Origin of the sequence: Rhodococcus sp. HNM0569 (assembly GCF_012726205.1) — a bacterium.
Lineage (GTDB): Bacteria > Actinomycetota > Actinomycetes > Mycobacteriales > Mycobacteriaceae > Rhodococcus_F.
In genome coordinates, this window is sequence record NZ_JAASAE010000002.1 from 154,042 (window position 1) to 171,914 (window position 17,873).

The 17,873-nt window shown below is 71.0% G+C and carries 19 protein-coding genes; 17 read left to right on the forward strand and 2 right to left on the reverse strand.

The features are described from left to right. Positions 1–3 precede the first annotated feature (3 nt). From HCA44_RS21235 to HCA44_RS03125, 9 genes are all read left to right on the forward strand, one after another. Positions 4–1,596, forward strand: a complete 1,593-nt coding sequence (locus HCA44_RS21235) for a type VII secretion-associated protein (protein ID WP_169647071.1) — start codon at positions 4–6, stop codon at positions 1,594–1,596. A 145-nt stretch (positions 1,597–1,741) separates the two neighbouring features. Then, positions 1,742–2,065: a WXG100 family type VII secretion target gene (locus tag HCA44_RS03090; RefSeq protein ID WP_169647072.1), complete on the forward strand. Its 324-nt coding sequence runs from the start codon at positions 1,742–1,744 to the stop codon at positions 2,063–2,065. Between the two features lie 52 nt (positions 2,066–2,117). Then, complete coding sequence (locus tag HCA44_RS03095) at positions 2,118–2,393, forward strand: WXG100 family type VII secretion target (RefSeq protein ID WP_169647073.1); 276 nt, start codon at positions 2,118–2,120, stop codon at positions 2,391–2,393. Between the two features lie 245 nt (positions 2,394–2,638). Beyond that, positions 2,639–3,082, forward strand: a complete 444-nt coding sequence (rplM, locus tag HCA44_RS03100; protein ID WP_169647074.1) for a 50S ribosomal protein L13 — start codon at positions 2,639–2,641, stop codon at positions 3,080–3,082. After that, a complete protein-coding gene (gene rpsI, locus HCA44_RS20900) occupies positions 3,079–3,624 on the forward strand; it encodes a 30S ribosomal protein S9 (protein ID WP_169647075.1) in 546 nt (181 codons plus the stop codon). Before rplM ends, rpsI begins: the two co-directional genes overlap by 4 nt. A 145-nt stretch (positions 3,625–3,769) precedes the next feature. Further along, positions 3,770–5,098, forward strand: a complete 1,329-nt coding sequence (gene glmM / locus HCA44_RS03110; RefSeq protein ID WP_169647076.1) for a phosphoglucosamine mutase — start codon at positions 3,770–3,772, stop codon at positions 5,096–5,098. A gap of 137 nt (positions 5,099–5,235) precedes the next feature. Next, on the forward strand, positions 5,236–5,535 hold the full coding sequence (locus HCA44_RS03115; RefSeq protein ID WP_169647077.1) for a hypothetical protein: 300 nt from the start codon (positions 5,236–5,238) through the stop codon (positions 5,533–5,535). Beyond that, a complete protein-coding gene (locus tag HCA44_RS03120) occupies positions 5,532–7,793 on the forward strand; it encodes a hypothetical protein (RefSeq protein WP_169647078.1) in 2,262 nt (753 codons plus the stop codon). Before HCA44_RS03115 ends, HCA44_RS03120 begins: the two co-directional genes overlap by 4 nt. A 47-nt stretch (positions 7,794–7,840) precedes the next feature. Next, on the forward strand, positions 7,841–8,014 hold the full coding sequence (locus HCA44_RS03125) for a hypothetical protein (RefSeq protein WP_169647079.1): 174 nt from the start codon (positions 7,841–7,843) through the stop codon (positions 8,012–8,014). Here HCA44_RS03125 and HCA44_RS03130 read toward each other — a convergent pair. Continuing rightward, on the reverse strand, positions 7,984–8,844 hold the full coding sequence (locus HCA44_RS03130; RefSeq protein WP_169647080.1) for a hypothetical protein: 861 nt from the start codon (positions 8,842–8,844) through the stop codon (positions 7,984–7,986). The two genes, HCA44_RS03125 and HCA44_RS03130, sit on opposite strands and share 31 nt — an antisense overlap. A gap of 119 nt (positions 8,845–8,963) precedes the next feature. On the opposite strand from HCA44_RS03130, the gene glmS reads away from it, so the two are divergent. Further along, entirely contained in the window at positions 8,964–10,826 is a 1,863-nt protein-coding gene (gene glmS, locus HCA44_RS03135) for a glutamine--fructose-6-phosphate transaminase (isomerizing) (protein ID WP_169647081.1), read from the forward strand. 3 nt (positions 10,827–10,829) lie between these two features. Here the strand turns inward: glmS and HCA44_RS03140 are convergent, their stop codons facing one another. Then, entirely contained in the window at positions 10,830–11,216 is a 387-nt protein-coding gene (locus HCA44_RS03140) for a plastocyanin/azurin family copper-binding protein (RefSeq protein WP_169647082.1), read from the reverse strand. A gap of 79 nt (positions 11,217–11,295) precedes the next feature. Here HCA44_RS03140 and HCA44_RS03145 point away from each other — a divergent pair, with 79 nt between their 5' ends. The 7 genes from HCA44_RS03145 to tsaD all read left to right on the forward strand — a co-directional run bounded on the left by HCA44_RS03145 (position 11,296) and on the right by tsaD (position 17,872). Beyond that, complete coding sequence (locus HCA44_RS03145; protein WP_169647083.1) at positions 11,296–12,774, forward strand: NAD(P)H-hydrate dehydratase; 1,479 nt, start codon at positions 11,296–11,298, stop codon at positions 12,772–12,774. A gap of 79 nt (positions 12,775–12,853) precedes the next feature. Then, on the forward strand, positions 12,854–14,041 hold the full coding sequence (alr, locus tag HCA44_RS03150; RefSeq protein ID WP_169647084.1) for an alanine racemase: 1,188 nt from the start codon (positions 12,854–12,856) through the stop codon (positions 14,039–14,041). After that, entirely contained in the window at positions 14,038–15,093 is a 1,056-nt protein-coding gene (locus HCA44_RS03155; RefSeq protein WP_169647085.1) for an alpha/beta hydrolase, read from the forward strand. The genes alr and HCA44_RS03155 overlap by 4 nt, the downstream gene beginning before the upstream one ends. Further along, a complete protein-coding gene (tsaE, locus tag HCA44_RS03160) occupies positions 15,083–15,577 on the forward strand; it encodes a tRNA (adenosine(37)-N6)-threonylcarbamoyltransferase complex ATPase subunit type 1 TsaE (protein ID WP_169647086.1) in 495 nt (164 codons plus the stop codon). Before HCA44_RS03155 ends, tsaE begins: the two co-directional genes overlap by 11 nt. A 90-nt stretch (positions 15,578–15,667) precedes the next feature. Then, the gene (tsaB, locus tag HCA44_RS03165; protein ID WP_169647087.1) at positions 15,668–16,339 is read left to right on the forward strand and encodes a tRNA (adenosine(37)-N6)-threonylcarbamoyltransferase complex dimerization subunit type 1 TsaB; all 672 of its coding nucleotides are present in this window, start codon (positions 15,668–15,670) and stop codon (positions 16,337–16,339) included. Positions 16,340–16,358: 19 nt separating this feature from the next. Further along, on the forward strand, positions 16,359–16,838 hold the full coding sequence (rimI, locus tag HCA44_RS03170) for a ribosomal protein S18-alanine N-acetyltransferase (RefSeq protein WP_346764576.1): 480 nt from the start codon (positions 16,359–16,361) through the stop codon (positions 16,836–16,838). Then, positions 16,835–17,872 carry a tRNA (adenosine(37)-N6)-threonylcarbamoyltransferase complex transferase subunit TsaD gene (gene tsaD, locus HCA44_RS03175; RefSeq protein WP_169647089.1) on the forward strand — a complete coding sequence of 346 codons (1,038 nt, stop codon included), beginning with the start codon at positions 16,835–16,837 and terminating at the stop codon, positions 17,870–17,872. The genes rimI and tsaD overlap by 4 nt, the downstream gene beginning before the upstream one ends. The last annotated feature ends 1 nt before the right edge of the window (position 17,873 follow it).

Genomic DNA, 17,873 nt, shown 5'->3' on the forward strand with positions numbered 1-17,873 from the left:
ACCGTGCTCGCTGTTCATCTCACCGACGGACATGCGTGGTGCAGTGGCCCGAACGGTGAATGGACGGGCTCGCACCGCGTCCACGTCGTGGACGGAAAGCCGGTAGCGACAACCACACTCGACGGGGATGTGGGCGTCGACCCGTTCGTACACGCCGCCGACGAGTTCTTCGTCGTCGACGGTCGCCCGGTCCCGGTGGCCGCGGGTGTCGCGGCAGTCGTGGCGGCGTTGGTCGACGGCGCCCCGGATGCGGTCGGCGGCGCGGCCCCGCGGGAGAAGGCGTCCGGTGCCCCCGCGAAAGCCGCGGACGTCGGCGGTATGTCGGTTCCGACGCACTGGGGTTCGGCGCGCCGCGAATGTCTGCTCGCTGCTCTCGCGCGGCTCGGTGCGTCCGAGGTGGTGCCGGTGCCGGTGGCCGTGGCGGCGGTGCACGCGCTCGGCGACGGGGCGAAGACCGTGCTCGGGTCGGGTATGTGGCTCGTCGTCGAGGAGAGCCGCGATCTGGTCTGCGCCGGTCTCGTGCCCGTCGGTGCAGACGCCGAGTATGTTCCTGCCTGCGTGGCGATGCCGCTCGCGCCCGGGGCAGAGCCCGGCGAGGGCGAGCTGGTCGAGTTGGTTCGTTCTGCTGCGCAGGACAATTCGATCGACGGGATCGCCATCGTCCTCACCGAGCGGCACGAGACCGTAGACGTGGACGCACTGTGGAAGCGCATCGTTCTCGCGGCGTTCTCGCCGGAGCCGGATTCTCCCGATGTCGCTCTCGTCACCGCGGGAGCCTTCGTAGGTCTGCCGCCTGCGGTCCGCGTCCGCACTCTCGCTGCGGCGAGCATCGCGCGTTCGGTGCGTGAACTCGCGCTGTCGCAGGCGGCGCCACGTCCGTCGGTGCCCCCGAATCGCGCGCCCGGGGGAGGCAGGCCCGGGCGGGCCGAATGGTCACGGAGAACCGAATGGCTCGGCGATGTGTTCGCGTCCCGTGGTGAGTCGAGACGACGGCCGATGTTCGTCGCGGCGGGTGCGTTCGCGGCCGTCTCGATCCTCGTCGGCGGTGGAGTCCTCTACGCACGCTCGGTGCAGAACGCCGGCGACGGGCCGCCGGTCGCAGCCGGTGCCGGTTCGGACGAAACCGGCTGGGGTGCGGTCGAATCGACGGCCCAACCAGCTCCCGTGGCGGTGACGGGTGGGCCGGTCGTTCTCACGATCCCCCACGACTGGGCCGAGATGTCGTCGCGCCGCACCGAGTCCGACGGGGCAGGCAGGCTCGAACTCGTGCCCTCGGACAGTTCCGACCGCCGCGTGGTCGTGACATGGAACTCACTCGCGGCCGACACCACACCGGAGGCCGTAGCATCAGCGCTCGAAACCGAGATGGCGGGCTCGGCGGGGGAGTTCAGCGACTTCGACGCGGATGCGACGTTCGCGGGCCGCGACGCGCTCACGTACACCGAGCACGCGGGTGACGGATCGCAGGTCAAGTGGATAGTGTTGCTCGACGGCCCGGTCCAGGTGAGCGTCGGCTGCCAGGTCACGCAGACACGCTGGATCGAGTTGCAGTCCGACTGTCAGGACATCGTGTCCTCCGTGGAGGTACGCGTATGAGCTGCGGTCGGCGCACCGAAAACTTCCTCTCGGCACACACGTGCATTGGGGGGGAACCGATTGGACGCAGCGTGCGTCCAATTTTGTGTACGGGTGAAACGGTGGCCTTCGCATGGCCCGCCGCACCGAATGACAAGGAGGGGTAATGGGAGATCTCGTAGCAAGTCCCGAAGCCATCGCGGCTGCGAGCGGTCATGTGACCAACGTTCGCGACCAGTTGGACGGTGAGATCAGGAACGTGCGCGACGCATGCGAGTCTTCGCGTGCCTTCTGGGAGGGTGAGGCAGCAGCTGCGTTCACCAGCCTGATGGAGCGCTACGACAATGCGTCGCGCAAGCAGCACGAGGCATTGAGCGAAATCGCGGAAAAGATCAAGGACAGCGGTCGCGGATACAGCGACGCCGACCAGCAGAACCTCACGTCGATCCATCAGGCCGGCAACTCCGGCTCGCTGAGCGGCCTGTTCTGACCCGACTCCGGCGACGTCGCCGACCAGCAGCCCTTCGAAGGGAGCACCATCCATGAAGTACAACTTCGGCAGCCTCGAGCAGCTCGCGGCTGACCTCCGCGCCCGTACCGCGGGTCTGAACGAGACGCACGACGAGCTGAAGAGCTACGTCGAGCGTCTGTTCGGCGAGTGGGACAGTGATGCCCAGCGGGCCTACCAGGCTGCGCAGCAGCAGTGGGACCAGGCGCACCTCGAGCTCACCGACACCCTCGAGCGTATCGCCAAGGTCGTCGAGGACGGCAGCATCGACATGGCTGCGCGTGAGGCGCAGAACGCTGCAATGTTCTGATCTTGTCGTATCGGTGATGCCCCGCGGCCCTGAGGGCGCGGGGCATCGTCGTCTCGGCGTTTTGACCGGCAGCCCTCGTCGCCGGTATTGTCGATCGCTGGCGTGTCATACGCCGTTGGTCTGTCGTGCCGGGTGACCGCGCGGCGGAGCAGCGTGCAGCCGCCTCCGGGTCCCAACTGGCCGTCGGAGTGTTCGGAGTGTGACTCGCAGGCCAGCAGCGATCGAACAAAGACGAGGAAGTTCCTGTGTCTACGTACACTCCGAAAGCCGGAGATGTCACCCGTCAGTGGTACGTCATCGACGCCACCGACGTGGTGCTCGGCCGGCTCGCAGTTCAGGCAGCCAACCTGCTCCGCGGCAAGCACAAGCCCACCTTCGCTCCGCACGTGGACGGCGGCGACTTCGTCGTCATCGTGAACGCGGACAAGATTGCCCTCAGCGGCAACAAGCGCGACGACAAGTACGTCTACCACCACTCCGGCCATCCGGGTGGCCTCAAGGCGCGCTCGGTCGGCGAGGTTCTCGAGAAGAACCCCGATCGCCTCGTGGAGAAGGCCGTCGTCGGCATGCTCCCGAAGAACAAGCTCGGTCGCGCCATCAGCAGCAAGCTGAAGGTCTACGCGGGCCCGAACCATCCCCACGCCGCGCAGCAGCCGGTGCCGTTCGAGATCAAGCAGGTGGCCCAGTGACGGCGCCGGAGGAGCAGAACGTGTCCAACGAAGAGATCAACGCGGTCCCCGAAGAGGTCACCGAGGGCGTCGAGATCGCTGCCGACGAGTACGTGTCGGTCGAGGAGCCCGGTGTGGCGGACGAGATCGAGGCCGCCGCGGCGCCGATCGTCGTCGAGCGTCCGGTCCAGACCGTCGGTCGTCGCAAGGAAGCGATCGTGCGCGTCCGACTGACCGCCGGTTCGGGCAACTTCACGCTCAACGGCCGTCCCCTCGAGAACTACTTCCCGAACAAGGTGCACCAGCAGCTCGTGAAGGCTCCGTTGGTCACGGTCGAGCGCGAGAACTCGTTCGACATCGCCGCGATCCTCGGCGGCGGCGGACCGTCCGGCCAGGCCGGCGCGCTCCGTCTGGCCATCGCGCGTGCGCTCGTCGAGGTCACGCCCGAGGATCGCCCCGCGCTCAAGCGCGCCGGGTTCCTCACGCGAGACGCTCGCGCGGTCGAGCGCAAGAAGTACGGCCTGAAGAAGGCCCGTAAGGCATCGCAGTACTCGAAGCGCTGATACAACGCCGGTTCCGGCCGTACCGTCGGAACCGGCACCTGCGTACTTCGGTACATCCCGAGAGCAGGCGTCCATCCACATCGGACGCCTGCTCTCGGTGTTCTGTCGCGAGGCACCTCTCCGAGGTGCGAGAGGGGTCTTGTTCATGGGTCGGTTGTTCGGAACAGACGGTGTCCGCGGTCTCGCGAACGCCGAACTGACGGCCGAGTTCGCGGTGCAGGTCGCGCAGGCGGCTGCCGCGACGCTCGCGCGTCCCGCAGCGGAGAAGCCCACGGCCGTCGTGGGCCGCGACCCGCGGGCGAGCGGCGAGATGCTCGAAGCGGCCGTCGTGGCCGGCCTCGCATCCGCGGGCGTCGACGTGCTGCGCGTCGGTGTGCTTCCCACACCCGCGGTCGCGTACCTCACGGGGGCGCTGGACGCGTGTCTCGGCGTGATGATCTCCGCATCGCACAACCCGATGCCCGACAACGGCATCAAGATCTTCGCCGCAGGCGGCAGGAAACTCGGCGACGACGCCGAGGACCGCATCGAAGCGGCCGTCGGTGCGACAGGGGCGCGTCCGACCGGTGCCTCGATCGGCCGTATCCGCACCGTCGACGACGCGGCCGAGCGCTACCTCGCTCATGTCGCGTCGGCTCAGGTGCATCCGCTCACCGGCCTCAAGGTTGTCGTCGACTGCGCGAACGGTGCGGCCTCGGACGTCGCGCCCCGCGCGTATGCGGCGGCGGGTGCGGAAGTGCTCGCGATCCACGCGGACCCCGACGGCCTCAACATCAACGACGACTGCGGATCCACTCACCTCGAGAGCCTGCGCAAGGCGGTTGTCGACAACGACGCCGATCTCGGTCTCGCCCACGACGGCGACGCCGACCGTTGCCTTGCGATCGACGCGGGCGGCTCGGTGGTCGACGGCGACGCGATCATGAGCGTCCTCGCGATCGCGATGGCCGAGTCGGGAGAACTGGTGGACCGGACCCTCGTCGCCACCGTGATGAGCAATCTCGGCCTGCACCTCGCGATGCGTGACGCGGGCATCACGGTGCGTACCACCGCGGTCGGCGACCGGTATGTCCTCGAAGGCCTCGCGGAAGGCGGCTTCAGCCTCGGCGGCGAACAGTCGGGACATATCGTGCTGCCCGGGTTCGCGACCACCGGGGACGGCATCCTGACCGGGCTCAGGCTCATGGGCCGCGTCGCGGAAACCGGCACACCGCTCGCCGAGCTGGCGTCGGCGATGACCACGCTGCCGCAGATCCTCGTGAACGTCCGCGTGACCGACAAGGCCGCGGTCGCGGCCGCGCCCGCGGTCCTGGACGCTGTTCGCGCGGTCGAGGACGAGCTGGGCGACAGTGGCAGGGTACTGCTGCGCCCGTCGGGCACCGAGCAACTCGTCCGGGTCATGGTCGAAGCCTCCGATGTCGCGGAGGCCCGTCGCCTCGCCGACGAGCTGGCCGAGGTCGTCGCCGCGGTCTAGAGTCACGAACGGTCGGCACGGGAACCGATCGAGCCCGCGCTGCGTCGTAGTGGTAGGGCGTCCGGTGCAGCCGGATGCCGGGGTGGCCGGCGTTACCGGCGTTCCGCGTGCAGGGGGAGACACGTGAAGGGGGACTCATGAGTGTGGACATCGACGCCGCCGCGACGGCACAGGCTGCGCGGCGGTTGCTGGCGTCGGCCGACGAGATCGACGAGCAGGTCGACGCGTTGCGTGCCGGAGGCTTCGGCGCGGACACGGCAGGCCGTGGGTACCGGCAGGATGGCGCCGCGCTGTCGTCCGCGCTGCTGGGTATCGCCGATGCGCTCGGCCAGTGGTCGGCCGAAACGCGCTCGTACGGGCGGGCACTCGACACGTCCGCACGCGAGTACGCCGACCAGGACGCCGCTGTCGGAGACCGACTCGGGAGCATGGGATGACGGGCGACCGGATCGAGCCGGGCGCGCTGCTCGCCGACCCGACACTCGACGAGACACTACGTCGACAACTCGCCGTCGCCTGGTCGGGCGCCGAGCCCGATGCGGAGGAGCAGTGGCGGCCGTTCCTCGACGCCGCCGGTGTGTCCGCCGACCCGTTCGCCGCGGCATGGTTTCCCAGCCTGGTGTCGGCGGCACGCGATCAGGCGCACGCTACGACGCAGCAGCACGAACTGCTCGACGCGCTCGACACGACCGTCGATGTCGGAGCCGCATTGGACCAGGGCAGTTGCGGACTGTTGTTCTTCGAGAAGTTCCTCCCGTTCGCGAAAGCACTGGGGTACACGGACGACGACCTCGACGAGTACTACCGGCGTTACGACCTCGAACGCGATATGGATCTGCGCATGTTCGACGCCCATGTCGACACGGTACGCGGCGCGGGCGTGGTCGCCGATACCGAGTTCGAGGTGCATCGCGACGGCGCCGCGACCGTGCGCGCCGCGTGGCGCGACGACCTCGGCGCGACTGCGTCGGCCGAAGCCGACGCACGCAACCAGCGGGCCGGAGGGCTCACCGAACGTCTGACGGCGCTCACGGACGTGCTGTCGGAGACGCGGCTCACCCTCGGCAAGGCCGTGGCGCACAAGGCACTCGCGGTGGCGGCGTTGCACTCCGGCGACATCGCCGGGTACGTCCCGGAGCAGATCCGCGTGCTCACCGACATCCGACTCGACGGCGTCACGGGCGACGCCCGCGCACGGGTCGCGGAGGCCGCGCGCTGGTTCGCTCCGCTGCGCGCTGCGCAGACCGACCCCACCCAGGTGGCTGGACACGCCGCGAGCGGCGGGCCTGCTTCGGTCGGCTCCCTCGAGGCGCTCGGGTCGGTGCTCGCGACCGGTGCCGATCCGGTCGGCTCGGACGATCTCGTGCGCGAAGCGGTCGAGATCGTCGGCGGGTGGCTCGACGGCACCTTCGCGCCACTGTTCGCCGAGCGGCGCACCGCATTCGACGACGCCTGCAGGGCGTGCGAACGGGACGTCCACGAGGCCTATCGCATCGCCACGGACGAGGCCGACGCCGTGTTCGCCGGATCGGGTTGGGGGCCCGGCGAGACCGCCCCCGGTCGTGCCGCCGGCGAGGTAGCGAGCGCGCCGTTGCCGGCCGGCGGAGGGCCTGCTCAGCCTGTGCAGTCGGAGTCTCCTGCGGCGCACTCGTCCCCGGCTCAGCCGCTCACCGGGCCTGTTCCGCCGGACACGGACCGACCCGTCTCGGTGCCGCCGGTCTCCGCGCAGTCGGCAGGCGACCCTGCGGCCGCACCACGGCAGCCCGCGGCGACGTACGGCACGGGCGGAGAGTCCTCCCCCGCGTCGAGCGGCGGCTACGCTGCTGCGCCGGAGTTCCGCGCCGCCCCTGCCACCGTTGCCTCTCCGCAGCCGACGTCCGCGTGGCCGAACAGCCTGCAGGGTTTCGACGCCCCGGGCTCAGGTGGTCAGGGGTTCGGTGGGCAGGGCTTCGGTGGGCAGGGCGTCGGGGGTCAGGCATTTCCGTCGGCAGGTGCCGGAGAAGGCCGGTCCCTGTTCGGGGACCTCGCCGACCTGCTCGGCGAGGTGCGTGACTCGTTGCAGCCCGCGGTCGACGAGGCGGTATCGGCGCTCACCGAGCATCTCGACGCCGACGACAACGGCGATCTCGGGCGTGACCCTACGCACGACGACCCCGCGCACGACGACGCCGGGAGCGAGCACGCCGAGGACGCACTGATCGAGTCCGAGTCGGCGGGTGCCGGCGACGACGATTCGAGCGTCGAACTCGATGGCACGACGTGGACCCTCGACATCCGAGGAGAGGGTGGCGAGGACGGTGCGACGGTGCTCGAGATGCGCGGCGAGAACGACGAAAGCGCCCGCTTCTCGCTGAGTCTCGGTGCCGACGGCCTGCCGCGCATCGTGCCGGCGACCGACACCGAACATGTTCCTACCGTGTACGGCGACGGCGCGACCGCGGACGCCGACGGAGATCGGCCCGGCGAAGCCGCGGTGTACCGCGACGGTCCGGAATCCCCGAGCACGCCGGAATCCCCGAGCACGTCGGAATCCCCGAGCACGCCGGATGCCCCGAGTGCCACCGGGGCCGTGCCCGCCGAGCCGCCGTCGAGCGCGTCCGCCGGGCCCGCTCAGCCGGCAGGCGAGGGCGCGGCGGGAGCGCAGGAGGGCGGCTCGGGCACAGGTGCGCGACTCTCCGAAGCCGGGCCCCTGTGACGCACGGGTCGGATGCGGCGCGGCGGCTGCGGCAGATGCGTGCGCGCATGGACGACGAGATCGCCGACGTGGTCGAACGGCTGTCGGCGGCACCGCGTGGTGGACGAGACGATCGGGCCGCTGATCCCCTGAGCCCCGATGTCGACAGTGACGATCGCTACCGGGACGATGGCTACTTCCGGGACGATCGCTACTTCCGGCCGAGCAGCTGGCTCGAGTGAGCGAGGAGGCTCTTGGCGTCGGTGGACCCCGAGTCCTGCTCGGCGTCGGGGTCGACCACGGTGGTGCCGGGAAGCTCGGAGTCGTCCGCGAAAGGCTCGTACGCGTTGTCGCCCGCGAGGTGGTAGAGCAGGAAACCGGTGAGCAGTGCGCGGGTGGTGCGCTGCACGGCGCGGTCCTTGCCGGGCACGCCCAACGCCGAGACGACGCGCAGGCCCTCGACGAACTGGCTCGACGTGCCGCCGTCCACCTGCCGCAGCACGACGTCGCCGTGCCACGCACGCGCGATCGCACGCGGCTCGGAGTCGCCCGCGTCCTCGCCCATGCCTGAGACGACGAGACCGGGCGCGTCGAGCTGTGCGGCAACGGACTCGGCGGGCGGCGCAGTACGGGCCGGGAACAGTGCGGCGACGGCCCCGACGTCGCGGCTGCGGGCGGCGAGCACGGCGGCGCTCGCGCCCATGCCGTGTCCCGCGAACGCGACCTTGGAGGGCTGGACGCTGATGTTGCCGGGGCCGAGGCGCACTCCGACGCAGATGTCGAGGGTGGCGCGCAGGTCTGCAGCGAGCCCGCGGTGTGACGGCACCAGGCCGCGCTCGCTGTCGGGTGCGGCGACGACGATTCCCCACGACGCGAGGTGCTCGAATGTCTTGCTGTAGCGGGCGACGCTCGTCATCCAGTCGTGCCCGAACGCGACGGCCGGGAGGTTGTAGCCCGACTCCGGCGTGTACACGACACCGGGCTGCCCGGCGAGAGCGAGATCACCACGGAGCACGCGATGCGGCCCCCGCTTGCCGAGGGTCTTGGCCAGTTTCTTCGGATTCGCCGACACGGGAGAGACGTTAGCGGATAGGTGCGGTGTGGGAAGTGCCACTCGCGCGGGTCGGCGGGCCCGAGCGCGGATCCCGTCTGGTGCTGTGGAGTGGCCGGACCCAAGTACCCTGGGGAACCATGTGCGGAATTGTGGGATACGTCGGCCATCGGGCGGCACTTCCCGTCGTGGTCGAGGCCCTGCGACGGATGGAGTACCGCGGTTACGACTCGGCGGGTATCGCGATCCTCGACGGCGAGGGCGGTATCGCGGTCGAGAAGAAGGCCGGGCGCCTCGCGAATCTCGAAGCCGAACTCGGCGAGGCGGGCGAGGACACCTTCGCGGGCGCGTCGGGCATCGGGCACACGCGGTGGGCGACGCACGGCCGTCCCACCGACCGCAATGCGCACCCGCATCTCGATGCGAGCGGAAAGGTCGCGGTGGTGCACAACGGCATCATCGAGAACTTCGCCCCGCTACGCCGTGAGCTCGAGCACGAGGGCGTCGACCTGCACAGCGACACCGACACCGAGGTGGCGGTCCACCTGGTCGCGCGGGCCTACGAAACGGGCGAGACGGCAGGCGATTTCGTGGCGAGCGCCCTGAAGGTGCTGCAGCGCCTCGACGGTGCGTTCACGCTGGTGTTCACGCATGCCGACCACCCCGACACGATCGTGGCGGCCCGCCGCTCGACGCCACTCGTGGTGGGCGTCGGCGAGGGCGAGATGTTCGTCGGTTCGGATGTCGCGGCGTTCATCGAGCACACGCGCGACGCCGTCGAGCTCGGTCAGGACCAGGTGGTCGTGATCACGCCGGATTCGTACACGGTGATGGACTTCGACGGAGCCGAGGCGACCGGAAGCCCGTTCCGTATCGACTGGGATCTCGCGGCCGCCGAGAAGGGCGGGCACGACTACTTCATGCTCAAGGAGATCGAGGAGCAGCCTGCCGCGGTCGCCGAGACGCTGCTGGGGCACTTCGCGGACGGCAAGATCGTGCTCGACGAGCAGCGGTTGTCGGACCAGGAACTGCGCGACATCGACAAGGTGTTCGTGGTCGCGTGCGGCAGTGCCTACCACTCGGGCCTGCTCGCGAAGTACGCGATCGAGCACTGGACGCGGCTGCCCGTGGAGGTCGAACTCGCGAGCGAGTTCCGTTATCGCGACCCGGTTCTCGATCGATCGACGCTCGTCGTGGCCATCTCGCAGTCCGGCGAGACCGCGGACACGCTCGAGGCGGTGCGCCACGCGAAGGATCAGAAGGCACGTGTACTCGCGGTGTGCAACACCAACGGCGCCCAGATCCCGCGCGAAGCAGACGCCGTGCTCTACACGCGGGCCGGCCCGGAGATCGGTGTCGCGTCGACGAAGGCGTTCCTCGCGCAGGTCACGGCCAACTTCCTCGTCGGGTTGGCGTTGGCGCAGGCGCGCGGCACGAAGTATCCCGACGAGGTGGCTCGCGAGTACGAGGGCCTCGAGTCGATGCCCGACCTGGTCGCGCGGGTGCTCGAGACGGTCGAGCCGGTGCGTGCGCTGGCACGCGAACTCGCCGATTCGCCTACCGTGCTGTTCCTGGGTCGCCATGTCGGCTACCCGGTGGCGCTCGAGGGTGCGCTCAAACTCAAGGAACTCGCGTACATGCACGCCGAGGGCTTCGCGGCAGGCGAGCTCAAGCACGGCCCGATCGCACTGATCGAGGACGAGCTTCCGGTCATCGTGGTGATGCCGTCGCCGAAGGGCCGCGCGGTACTGCACTCGAAGCTGCTCAGCAACATTCGTGAGATCCAGGCGCGTGGCGCACGCACCGTCGTGATCGCCGAGGAGGGCGACGAGGCGGTGCGGCCGTTCGCGGATCATCTGGTCGAGATCCCCGCGGCGCCGACGCTGTTCCAGCCGTTGCTGTCTACGGTGCCGCTGCAGGTGTTCGCGGCAGAGGTGGCGCAGACCCGCGGCTACGACGTCGACAAGCCGCGCAACCTGGCGAAGTCGGTCACGGTCGAGTAGCTGTCACGGCGTGACGATCACGGCACCCTGCATCTCGGGATGCAGGGTGCACGTGTATTCGTAGGTGCCCGGTTCGGTGAACGTGTAGGTGAACGTGCCGCTCGCCTGGATCGGGCTGCGCAGGACGCCTTCGGCCGTGCCCGTGCCGCTCACGTCGTGCGGAGTGCCGCGGTCGTCGAACGTCCACGTGACGGTCTCGCCGACGCGCACGGTGAGTGACGCCGGCTGGTAGGCCATGTCGGCGACCGTGACCGACGGCCCGGCCGGTTCGGTACCGCCGGTGTCGGTGCCGCCGCACGCGACCGCGGTGCCGAGGACGGCAAGCGCGACGAGCGCGGTGAGGGACCTGCGAAGAGCGGACGCGCGGACGCGGGACTGGCCGGGTGTCATGTGTGCGAGCGTAGCGACCGGCGCGCGCGGAAACGCGTAACGTGCGATCCGCACGGGATCCCGGCACGGAGGGAGCGCAATGCGGGGCTACTTCACGACGGCGCGGACACGCGAGGCCGAGGCCCCGCTCATGGATTCGCTCCCCGACGGCACCCTGATGAGGCGGGCTGCGTACGGGCTGGCGCGCATCGCGGCCCGTGAACTCGAGAGGCACACCGGCGCGGTCGCGGGCCGACGGGTCGGGCTGCTCGTCGGTTCGGGTGACAACGGTGGCGACGCGCTGTGGGCCGGCACGTTCCTGCGCCGCCGCGGCGTCGCCGTCACGGCGCTCCTGCTCTCGCCGGGCAAGGAGCACGCGGCGGGTGCGTCGGCCTTGCGCCGCGCCGGGGCCCGGTTCGTCGATGCGACCGACCCGGGCGCGCCGGACGAGTTCGATCTGGTGCTCGACGGCATCGTCGGTATCTCGGGTCGCGGGCCGCTGCGCCCCCGCGCCGCCGAACTCGTCGCAGGCCTGCGGGCTCCGATCGTCGCGGTGGATCTGCCGAGCGGTGTCGACGCGGACACCGGCGCGGTCGACGGGCCGAGTGTCGACGCCGACGTCACGGTCGCGTTCGGCGTCCTCAAACCCGTCCATGCGCTTGCGGCAGCTCGGTGCGGGCGGGTCGAGCTCGTCGACATCGGGCTCGACCCGGGCGAGCCGTCGTTCGCCGCGTACGAGCCGGCCGAGGTAGGCGCCCTCTGGCCGGTTCCCGGCCCGGGCGACGACAAGTACAGCCAGGGTGTCGTGGGCGTCGTCGCAGGCAGCGAGGGGTATCCCGGTGCCGGTGTGCTGTGCACCGGTGGTGCGGTGACGGCCACGTCGGGCATGGTGCGATACGCGGGCCCCGACGCGAAGTCGATCGTCGCGGCGTGGCCGGAGGTGATCGCGACCCCCGATCTCGAGTCGGCGGGGCGCGTCCAGGCTTGGGTCGTCGGGCCCGGTGCGGGCACCGACGACGCCGCGGCGGATCGGCTGCGGGCCGTGCTCGCCACGGATATGCCGGTCGTCGTGGACGCGGACGGTCTGACCTTGCTCGCGCGGGAACCGGCGCTCGTGACGCGCCGCGCCGCGCCGACCCTGCTGACCCCGCACGCAGGGGAGTTCGCACGACTCACCGGCGAGGACGTCGGGGCGGACCGGGTGGCGGCGGTGACCGAACTCGCCCGGGCGTGGGGTGTCACGGTGCTGCTCAAGGGTCGTGCGACGGTTGTGTCCGACGGCGAGCAGGCCCTGGTCAACGACGCGGGAGCGTCGTGGTCGTCGACTGCGGGATCGGGCGACGTGCTCTCCGGCATCCTCGGTGCGCTCGTCGCGTCCGGTCTGCGCCCGCTCACTGCGGCGGGCCTGGGAACGCGTGCGCACGCTCTGGCCGCCAACCTCGCGGCGCACGGCGAGAGCGACGAGGCGTCCGGCGGCCTGGGCGCGGCGCCGGTCGCGGCGGGGGCGATGCTCGCTCGGCTGCGCGATGCGGTGCGGGTGCTGCGGGCCTCCGCGGGAGCGCGCGGAGACCTCGCATGAGTGCGCGTGACCGGCATCTCGTGTGGCCGAGCTGCACCGGGCGACCGCGAAACCCGCTCACGGTGGCAGTATCGGAGGCATGACTGTGCTCGATTCCGGAGACCGGTCGACCGGCGACGACCCGCTCGTCACGTCCGGCCGCCCGCAGCTCGAGGCGATCGTCGATCTCGACGCGATCGCCCACAACGTCGGGGTTCTCCGCGAGCACGCGGGCGACGCCGCGCTCATGACGGTCGTCAAGGCCGACGCGTACAACCACGGCGTGGTCGCGGTCGCGCGCACGGCGCTCGCCGCGGGCGCGGATCAACTCGGCGTCACCACGGTCGCCGAGGGGCTCGAGCTGCGTGCCGCGGGCATCGACGCGCCCGTGCTCGCGTGGCTGCACACCGTCGACGCCGACTACGCGGCGGCGATCGTGGCGGGCATCGAGATCGGGGTGTCCTCGCCGAGGCATCTCGCCGCGGTGGTCGCGGCCGCCCAGGCGGTGGGCAGTCCCGCGGTCGTGACGGTCAAGATCGACACCGGCCTGAACCGCAACGGTGTCGCGCCGGACGAGTGGGACACGATGGTCGACGCGCTGGCCGCCGCGGTCGCGGACGGCGCGATCCGACTGCACGGGGCGTTCACGCATCTCGCGCACGCCGACGAGCCCCACCATCCGGTCATCGACCGGCAGAAACAGCGCTTCGACGACGCGCTCGCCCAGCTGCGCCGACGGGGGCTCGAGCCCGACGTCGTGCATGCGGCGAACTCGGCGGCCACACTCACCCGGCCCGACCTGCGCTACGACATGGTGCGTCCCGGGATCGCGCTCTACGGCCTCACTCCTGTGCCCGAGCTCGGTGACTTCGGGCTGCGGCCCGCGATGAACCTGCGGGCGCGGGTCGCGCTCGTCAAACACGTTGCCGAGGGCGAGGGCGTGTCGTACGGGCACATCTGGGTCGCGCCGAAGGACACGACCGTCGCGCTGCTGCCGATGGGCTATGCCGACGGGCTGCCACGGCTGCTGAGCCAGAAGTTCGAGGTCCAGCTCGGCGGCAAGCGTCGGCGGGCGATCGGCCGCGTGTGCATGGACCAGGTGGTCGTCGAGCTCGGTCCCGATGCGGACGGTGTCGTCGAGGGCGACACCGCCTACGTGTTCGGCAACGGCGACCACGGCGAACCCAATGCGCTCGCGTGGGCCGAGGAACTCGGCACGATCCACTACGAGATCGTGTGTGGCATCCGGGGCCGCACGACGCGCACGTACGCAGGCGGCGGGCAATGAGCAAGCGCACTCGGCTCGGCGTTCCCGCGGTCGTGGGCAGCGCCCTCGCGATCGGCTCGCTCGTGGGTGCCGATCTCGTGCGTTCGGTCGTCCGCCGCGACCTCGACCCGATGGCGGGCGAGGACTTCGCGCTCATGGACGCCGACCGGGCACGCACGGTGTGCACCGACGACGGCGTCGAACTCGTGGTGCGCGAGGTGGGCCCGGCCGACGCGCCCGTCACGGTGGTGTTCGTGCACGGATTCTGCCTCGACATGACGTCGTGGCACTTCCAGCGGCGCGCACTCGCGCAGCGGTGGGGCGACGGCGTCCGCATGGTGTTCTACGACCAGCGCGGTCACGGCGCGTCGGAGTCCGGGACGAGCCAGTCGTGCACCATCGCGCAACTCGGCGACGACCTCTCGGCCGTCGTGGAGCAGACTGCGCCCACCGGACCGGTCGTGCTCGTCGGCCACTCGATGGGCGGCATGACGATCCTGGGGTTCGCGTCCCGGCATGCCGATGTCGTCGCCGACCGGGTGCGCGGCGTGGTGCTGCTGTCGACCACGACCGTCGGCCTCAGCCGTACCGGTCTGACGGCAAGTCTCGACAATCCCGTGATCGACGCCTTGCGGTTCGCGGTGCGCACCTCACCCGGCACGGTGCAGCGGGCGCGGGGCGCGGCGCGGCGCATCATCACGCCGATCCTGCGGGCCGCGTCGTACGGCACCGCCGTGAGTCCGAGCGTCCAGCGCTTCAGCAACGGCATCCTCGACCGCACGTCGGTCGTCACGATCGTCGACTTCCTGCGCACCCTCGAAGTGCACGACGAGACGGCGGCGCTCGACGTGCTCCGCGACGTACCGGCCGTGGTCCTGAGCGGCGACGCCGACATGGTCATTCCGTTCCGTGCCTCGCGCACACTTGCCGATGCGCTCACCGACGCCGAACTGGTGCGGGTGCGGCGGGCGGGGCATCTCGTGCAACTCGAATTCCCGCACGTGGTCACCGAGGCGATCGACCGCTGCGTGCGGCGCGTGCCGGCGAAGCAGGAGCAGGCCCATGTCGGTTGATCCCGTGCCCGACCCCCTGCCCGCCTCCGGCCGCGTCGTCCTGACGGAGACCTCCGACACCGAAGAGTTCGGCAAGCGCCTCGCGGCGGGCCTCGTCGCGGGCGATCTGGTCGTGCTCGACGGACCGCTCGGCGCCGGCAAGACGGCGCTCAGCCGAGGCATCGCCGCCGGTCTCGGGGTCACGGGACGCGTGACGTCGCCCACCTTCGTCATCGCGCGCGAACACCGACCCGGCGCCCGTCCCGACGGTGGCCGGGGCCCCGGCATGATCCACGTCGACGCGTACCGGCTCGGCGAACGCGGCCCGTCGGCGCTCGACGAACTCGACGCCCTCGACCTCGACACGGATCTCGAATCGGCCGTCGTGGTGGTGGAGTGGGGTGAGGGGCTCGTCGAGCAGCTCACCGACCGGCATCTGTGGGTGCGATTGCGCCGGGAGCCCGAATCGGATGTGCGGACGGCCGAGTGGGCGTGGTCGTCGTGACACCACCCGAGACTGTGGCAGGTTCGACTGGCTGAAGCGGCCGGCCGGCGCGCGTCGTCGGTCCGTGGCGCGCGAGTACCCTGGATCAACGTGCTCGTCCTCGCTCTCGACACCGCTACGCCCGCCGTCACCGCGGGCGTCGTCCAGCTGTCCCCGGACGGGGTGCGTACCGAAGCCGTCCGCGTCACGGTGAACGCCCGCGCGCACGCCGAAGTGCTCACGCCACACATCCTCGAGTGTCTCGCGGAGTCCGGGCACACCCCTGCCGATCTCGACGCCGTCGTCGTCGGCACCGGGCCCGGGCCGTTCACCGGCCTGCGCGTCGGGATGGCGACGGGCGCCGCGTTCGCCGACGCACTGTCGATCCCGGCCTACGGCGTGTGCAGTCTGGACGCGATCGCTGCCCGGGAGAGCGGCGCAGGCGAGCTCCTCGTCGTCACCGACGCGCGGCGTCGCGAGGTGTACTGGGCGCGCTACCGCGAGGGTCGGCGAGTGGAGGGGCCGAGCGTCGACCGCCCCGCCGACGTCGTTGCCGCGCCGTCGACCGCGGTCGCCGGATCGCGCGCGCACGCCGAGCCGTTCGCCCTGCCGGTGCTGCCCGCCGACGTGCCGACCCCCGAGTCGCTCGTGACGGTCGCCGCGGCCGACATCCTGGCGGGCCGCGAGCCCGAACCCCTCGAACCGCTGTACCTGCGCAGGCCGGACGCGGCGACACTCGCCGAACGCGAGGCCGCCAAGCTCGCCGCTGCCCGCACGTCGTGACACCGCTGCCATGACGGAGATCGTCCACCGGCTCGAACCGATGACGCACGCCGACGCCGCGCGCTGCGCCGAACTCGAGCGTGCCCTGTTCGACGGCGACGGTCCGTGGCCCGAGCCCGCCTTCCACGCCGAGCTCGACGCGCCGCACGTGCGGTACTTCGTCGTGCGCGGAGACGACGGCGTGGTGGTCGGGTACGCGGGCATCGGCTTGCTGGGCTCCGGCCCGAACGTCGAGTCGGAGGTGCACACGATCGGCACCGACCCCGCCCGTCGGGGCCGGGGCATCGGGACGGCGCTGCTGCACGAGCTGTTGCGCGTCGCGGATCGGCACGGGGGACCGGTATTCCTCGAGGTGCGCACCGACAACGAGCCCGCCCTCGCGCTGTACCGGCGCGAAGGGTTCGAGATCGTCGGAACCAGGAAGAAGTACTACCAGCCCAGCGGGGCCGATGCGTTCACGATGCGCAGGCCCGCACGCGACGAGGAGACCGCCCGATGATCGTCATGGGAATCGAGAGCTCGTGCGACGAGACCGGCGTCGGCATCGTCCGGTGGAACGAGGACGGCACGTGCACCCTGCTCGCCGACGAGGTGGCCTCGAGTGTGGACGAGCACGCGCGCTACGGCGGTGTCGTGCCCGAGGTCGCGTCGCGCGCGCATCTCGAGGCGATCGTGCCGACGATGCGCCGCGCCCTCGCGACCGCTGACGTCGAGCGGCCCGACGCGCTCGCGGTCACCATCGGCCCGGGCCTGGCGGGTGCGCTTCTGGTCGGTGTGGCCGCGGCGAAGGCGTACGCGGCCGCGTGGAACGTCCCGTTCCATGCCGTCAACCACCTCGGCGGGCACGTCGCGGTCGACACCCTCGAGCACGGCCCGATGCCGTCGTGCGTTGCGCTGCTCGTGTCCGGCGGGCATACGCACCTGCTGCACGTCGACGATCTGTCGAAGCCGATCGTCGAACTCGGCACGACAGTCGACGACGCCGCGGGCGAAGCCTTCGACAAGGTCGCCCGGCTCCTCGATCTCGGCTATCCCGGCGGGCCGGCGCTCGACCGCGCTGCCCGCGAGGGCGATCCGCACGCGATCGAGTTCCCGCGCGGTATGACGGGCCCGCGTGACGCCCGGCACGACTTCTCGTTCTCGGGCCTCAAGACGGCCGTCGCCCGCTACGTCGAGTCGTGCGAGCGGGCCGGAAAGGCCGTGAACGTGCCGGATGTCGCGGCGAGCTTCCAGGAGGCGGTCGCCGACGTGCTCACGATGAAGGCCGTGCGTGCGGCGGCCGATGTCGGCGTGGACACGTTGGTGCTGGGTGGCGGTGCGACCGCGAACTCGCGTATCCGGTCGCTCGCCGAGGAACGCTGCGCGGCAGCGGGATTGACGCTGCGTGTGCCGAAACCGCGGCTGTGCACCGACAACGGTGTGATGATCGCGTCGCTCGGCGCGCATCTGATCGCGGGCGGTGCGCCCGCCTCGCCGCTCACGGTTGCGAGCGACCCGGGCCTGCCGGTGGGCACGAGCCAGCTGCTCGCCTGAC

What these genes read in the sequence shown, in the direction of transcription:
- HCA44_RS03115 (WP_169647077.1), top strand. Translation starts at nt 5,236, where the DNA reads ATGAGTGTGGACATCGACGCCGCCGCGACGGCACAGGCTGCGCGGCGG.
- tsaD (WP_169647089.1), top strand. Translation starts at nt 16,835, where the DNA reads ATGATCGTCATGGGAATCGAGAGCTCGTGCGACGAGACCGGCGTCGGC.
- HCA44_RS03095 (WP_169647073.1), top strand. Translation starts at nt 2,118, where the DNA reads ATGAAGTACAACTTCGGCAGCCTCGAGCAGCTCGCGGCTGACCTCCGC.
- HCA44_RS03155 (WP_169647085.1), top strand. Translation starts at nt 14,038, where the DNA reads ATGAGCAAGCGCACTCGGCTCGGCGTTCCCGCGGTCGTGGGCAGCGCC.
- HCA44_RS03090 (WP_169647072.1), top strand. Translation starts at nt 1,742, where the DNA reads ATGGGAGATCTCGTAGCAAGTCCCGAAGCCATCGCGGCTGCGAGCGGT.
- alr (WP_169647084.1), top strand. Translation starts at nt 12,854, where the DNA reads ATGACTGTGCTCGATTCCGGAGACCGGTCGACCGGCGACGACCCGCTC.
- glmS (WP_169647081.1), top strand. Translation starts at nt 8,964, where the DNA reads ATGTGCGGAATTGTGGGATACGTCGGCCATCGGGCGGCACTTCCCGTC.
- HCA44_RS03125 (WP_169647079.1), top strand. Translation starts at nt 7,841, where the DNA reads ATGGACGACGAGATCGCCGACGTGGTCGAACGGCTGTCGGCGGCACCG.
- HCA44_RS03120 (WP_169647078.1), top strand. Translation starts at nt 5,532, where the DNA reads ATGACGGGCGACCGGATCGAGCCGGGCGCGCTGCTCGCCGACCCGACA.
- HCA44_RS03145 (WP_169647083.1), top strand. Translation starts at nt 11,296, where the DNA reads ATGCGGGGCTACTTCACGACGGCGCGGACACGCGAGGCCGAGGCCCCG.
- HCA44_RS03140 (WP_169647082.1), bottom strand. Translation starts at nt 11,216, where the DNA reads ATGACACCCGGCCAGTCCCGCGTCCGCGCGTCCGCTCTTCGCAGGTCC.
- tsaE (WP_169647086.1), top strand. Translation starts at nt 15,083, where the DNA reads ATGTCGGTTGATCCCGTGCCCGACCCCCTGCCCGCCTCCGGCCGCGTC.
- glmM (WP_169647076.1), top strand. Translation starts at nt 3,770, where the DNA reads ATGGGTCGGTTGTTCGGAACAGACGGTGTCCGCGGTCTCGCGAACGCC.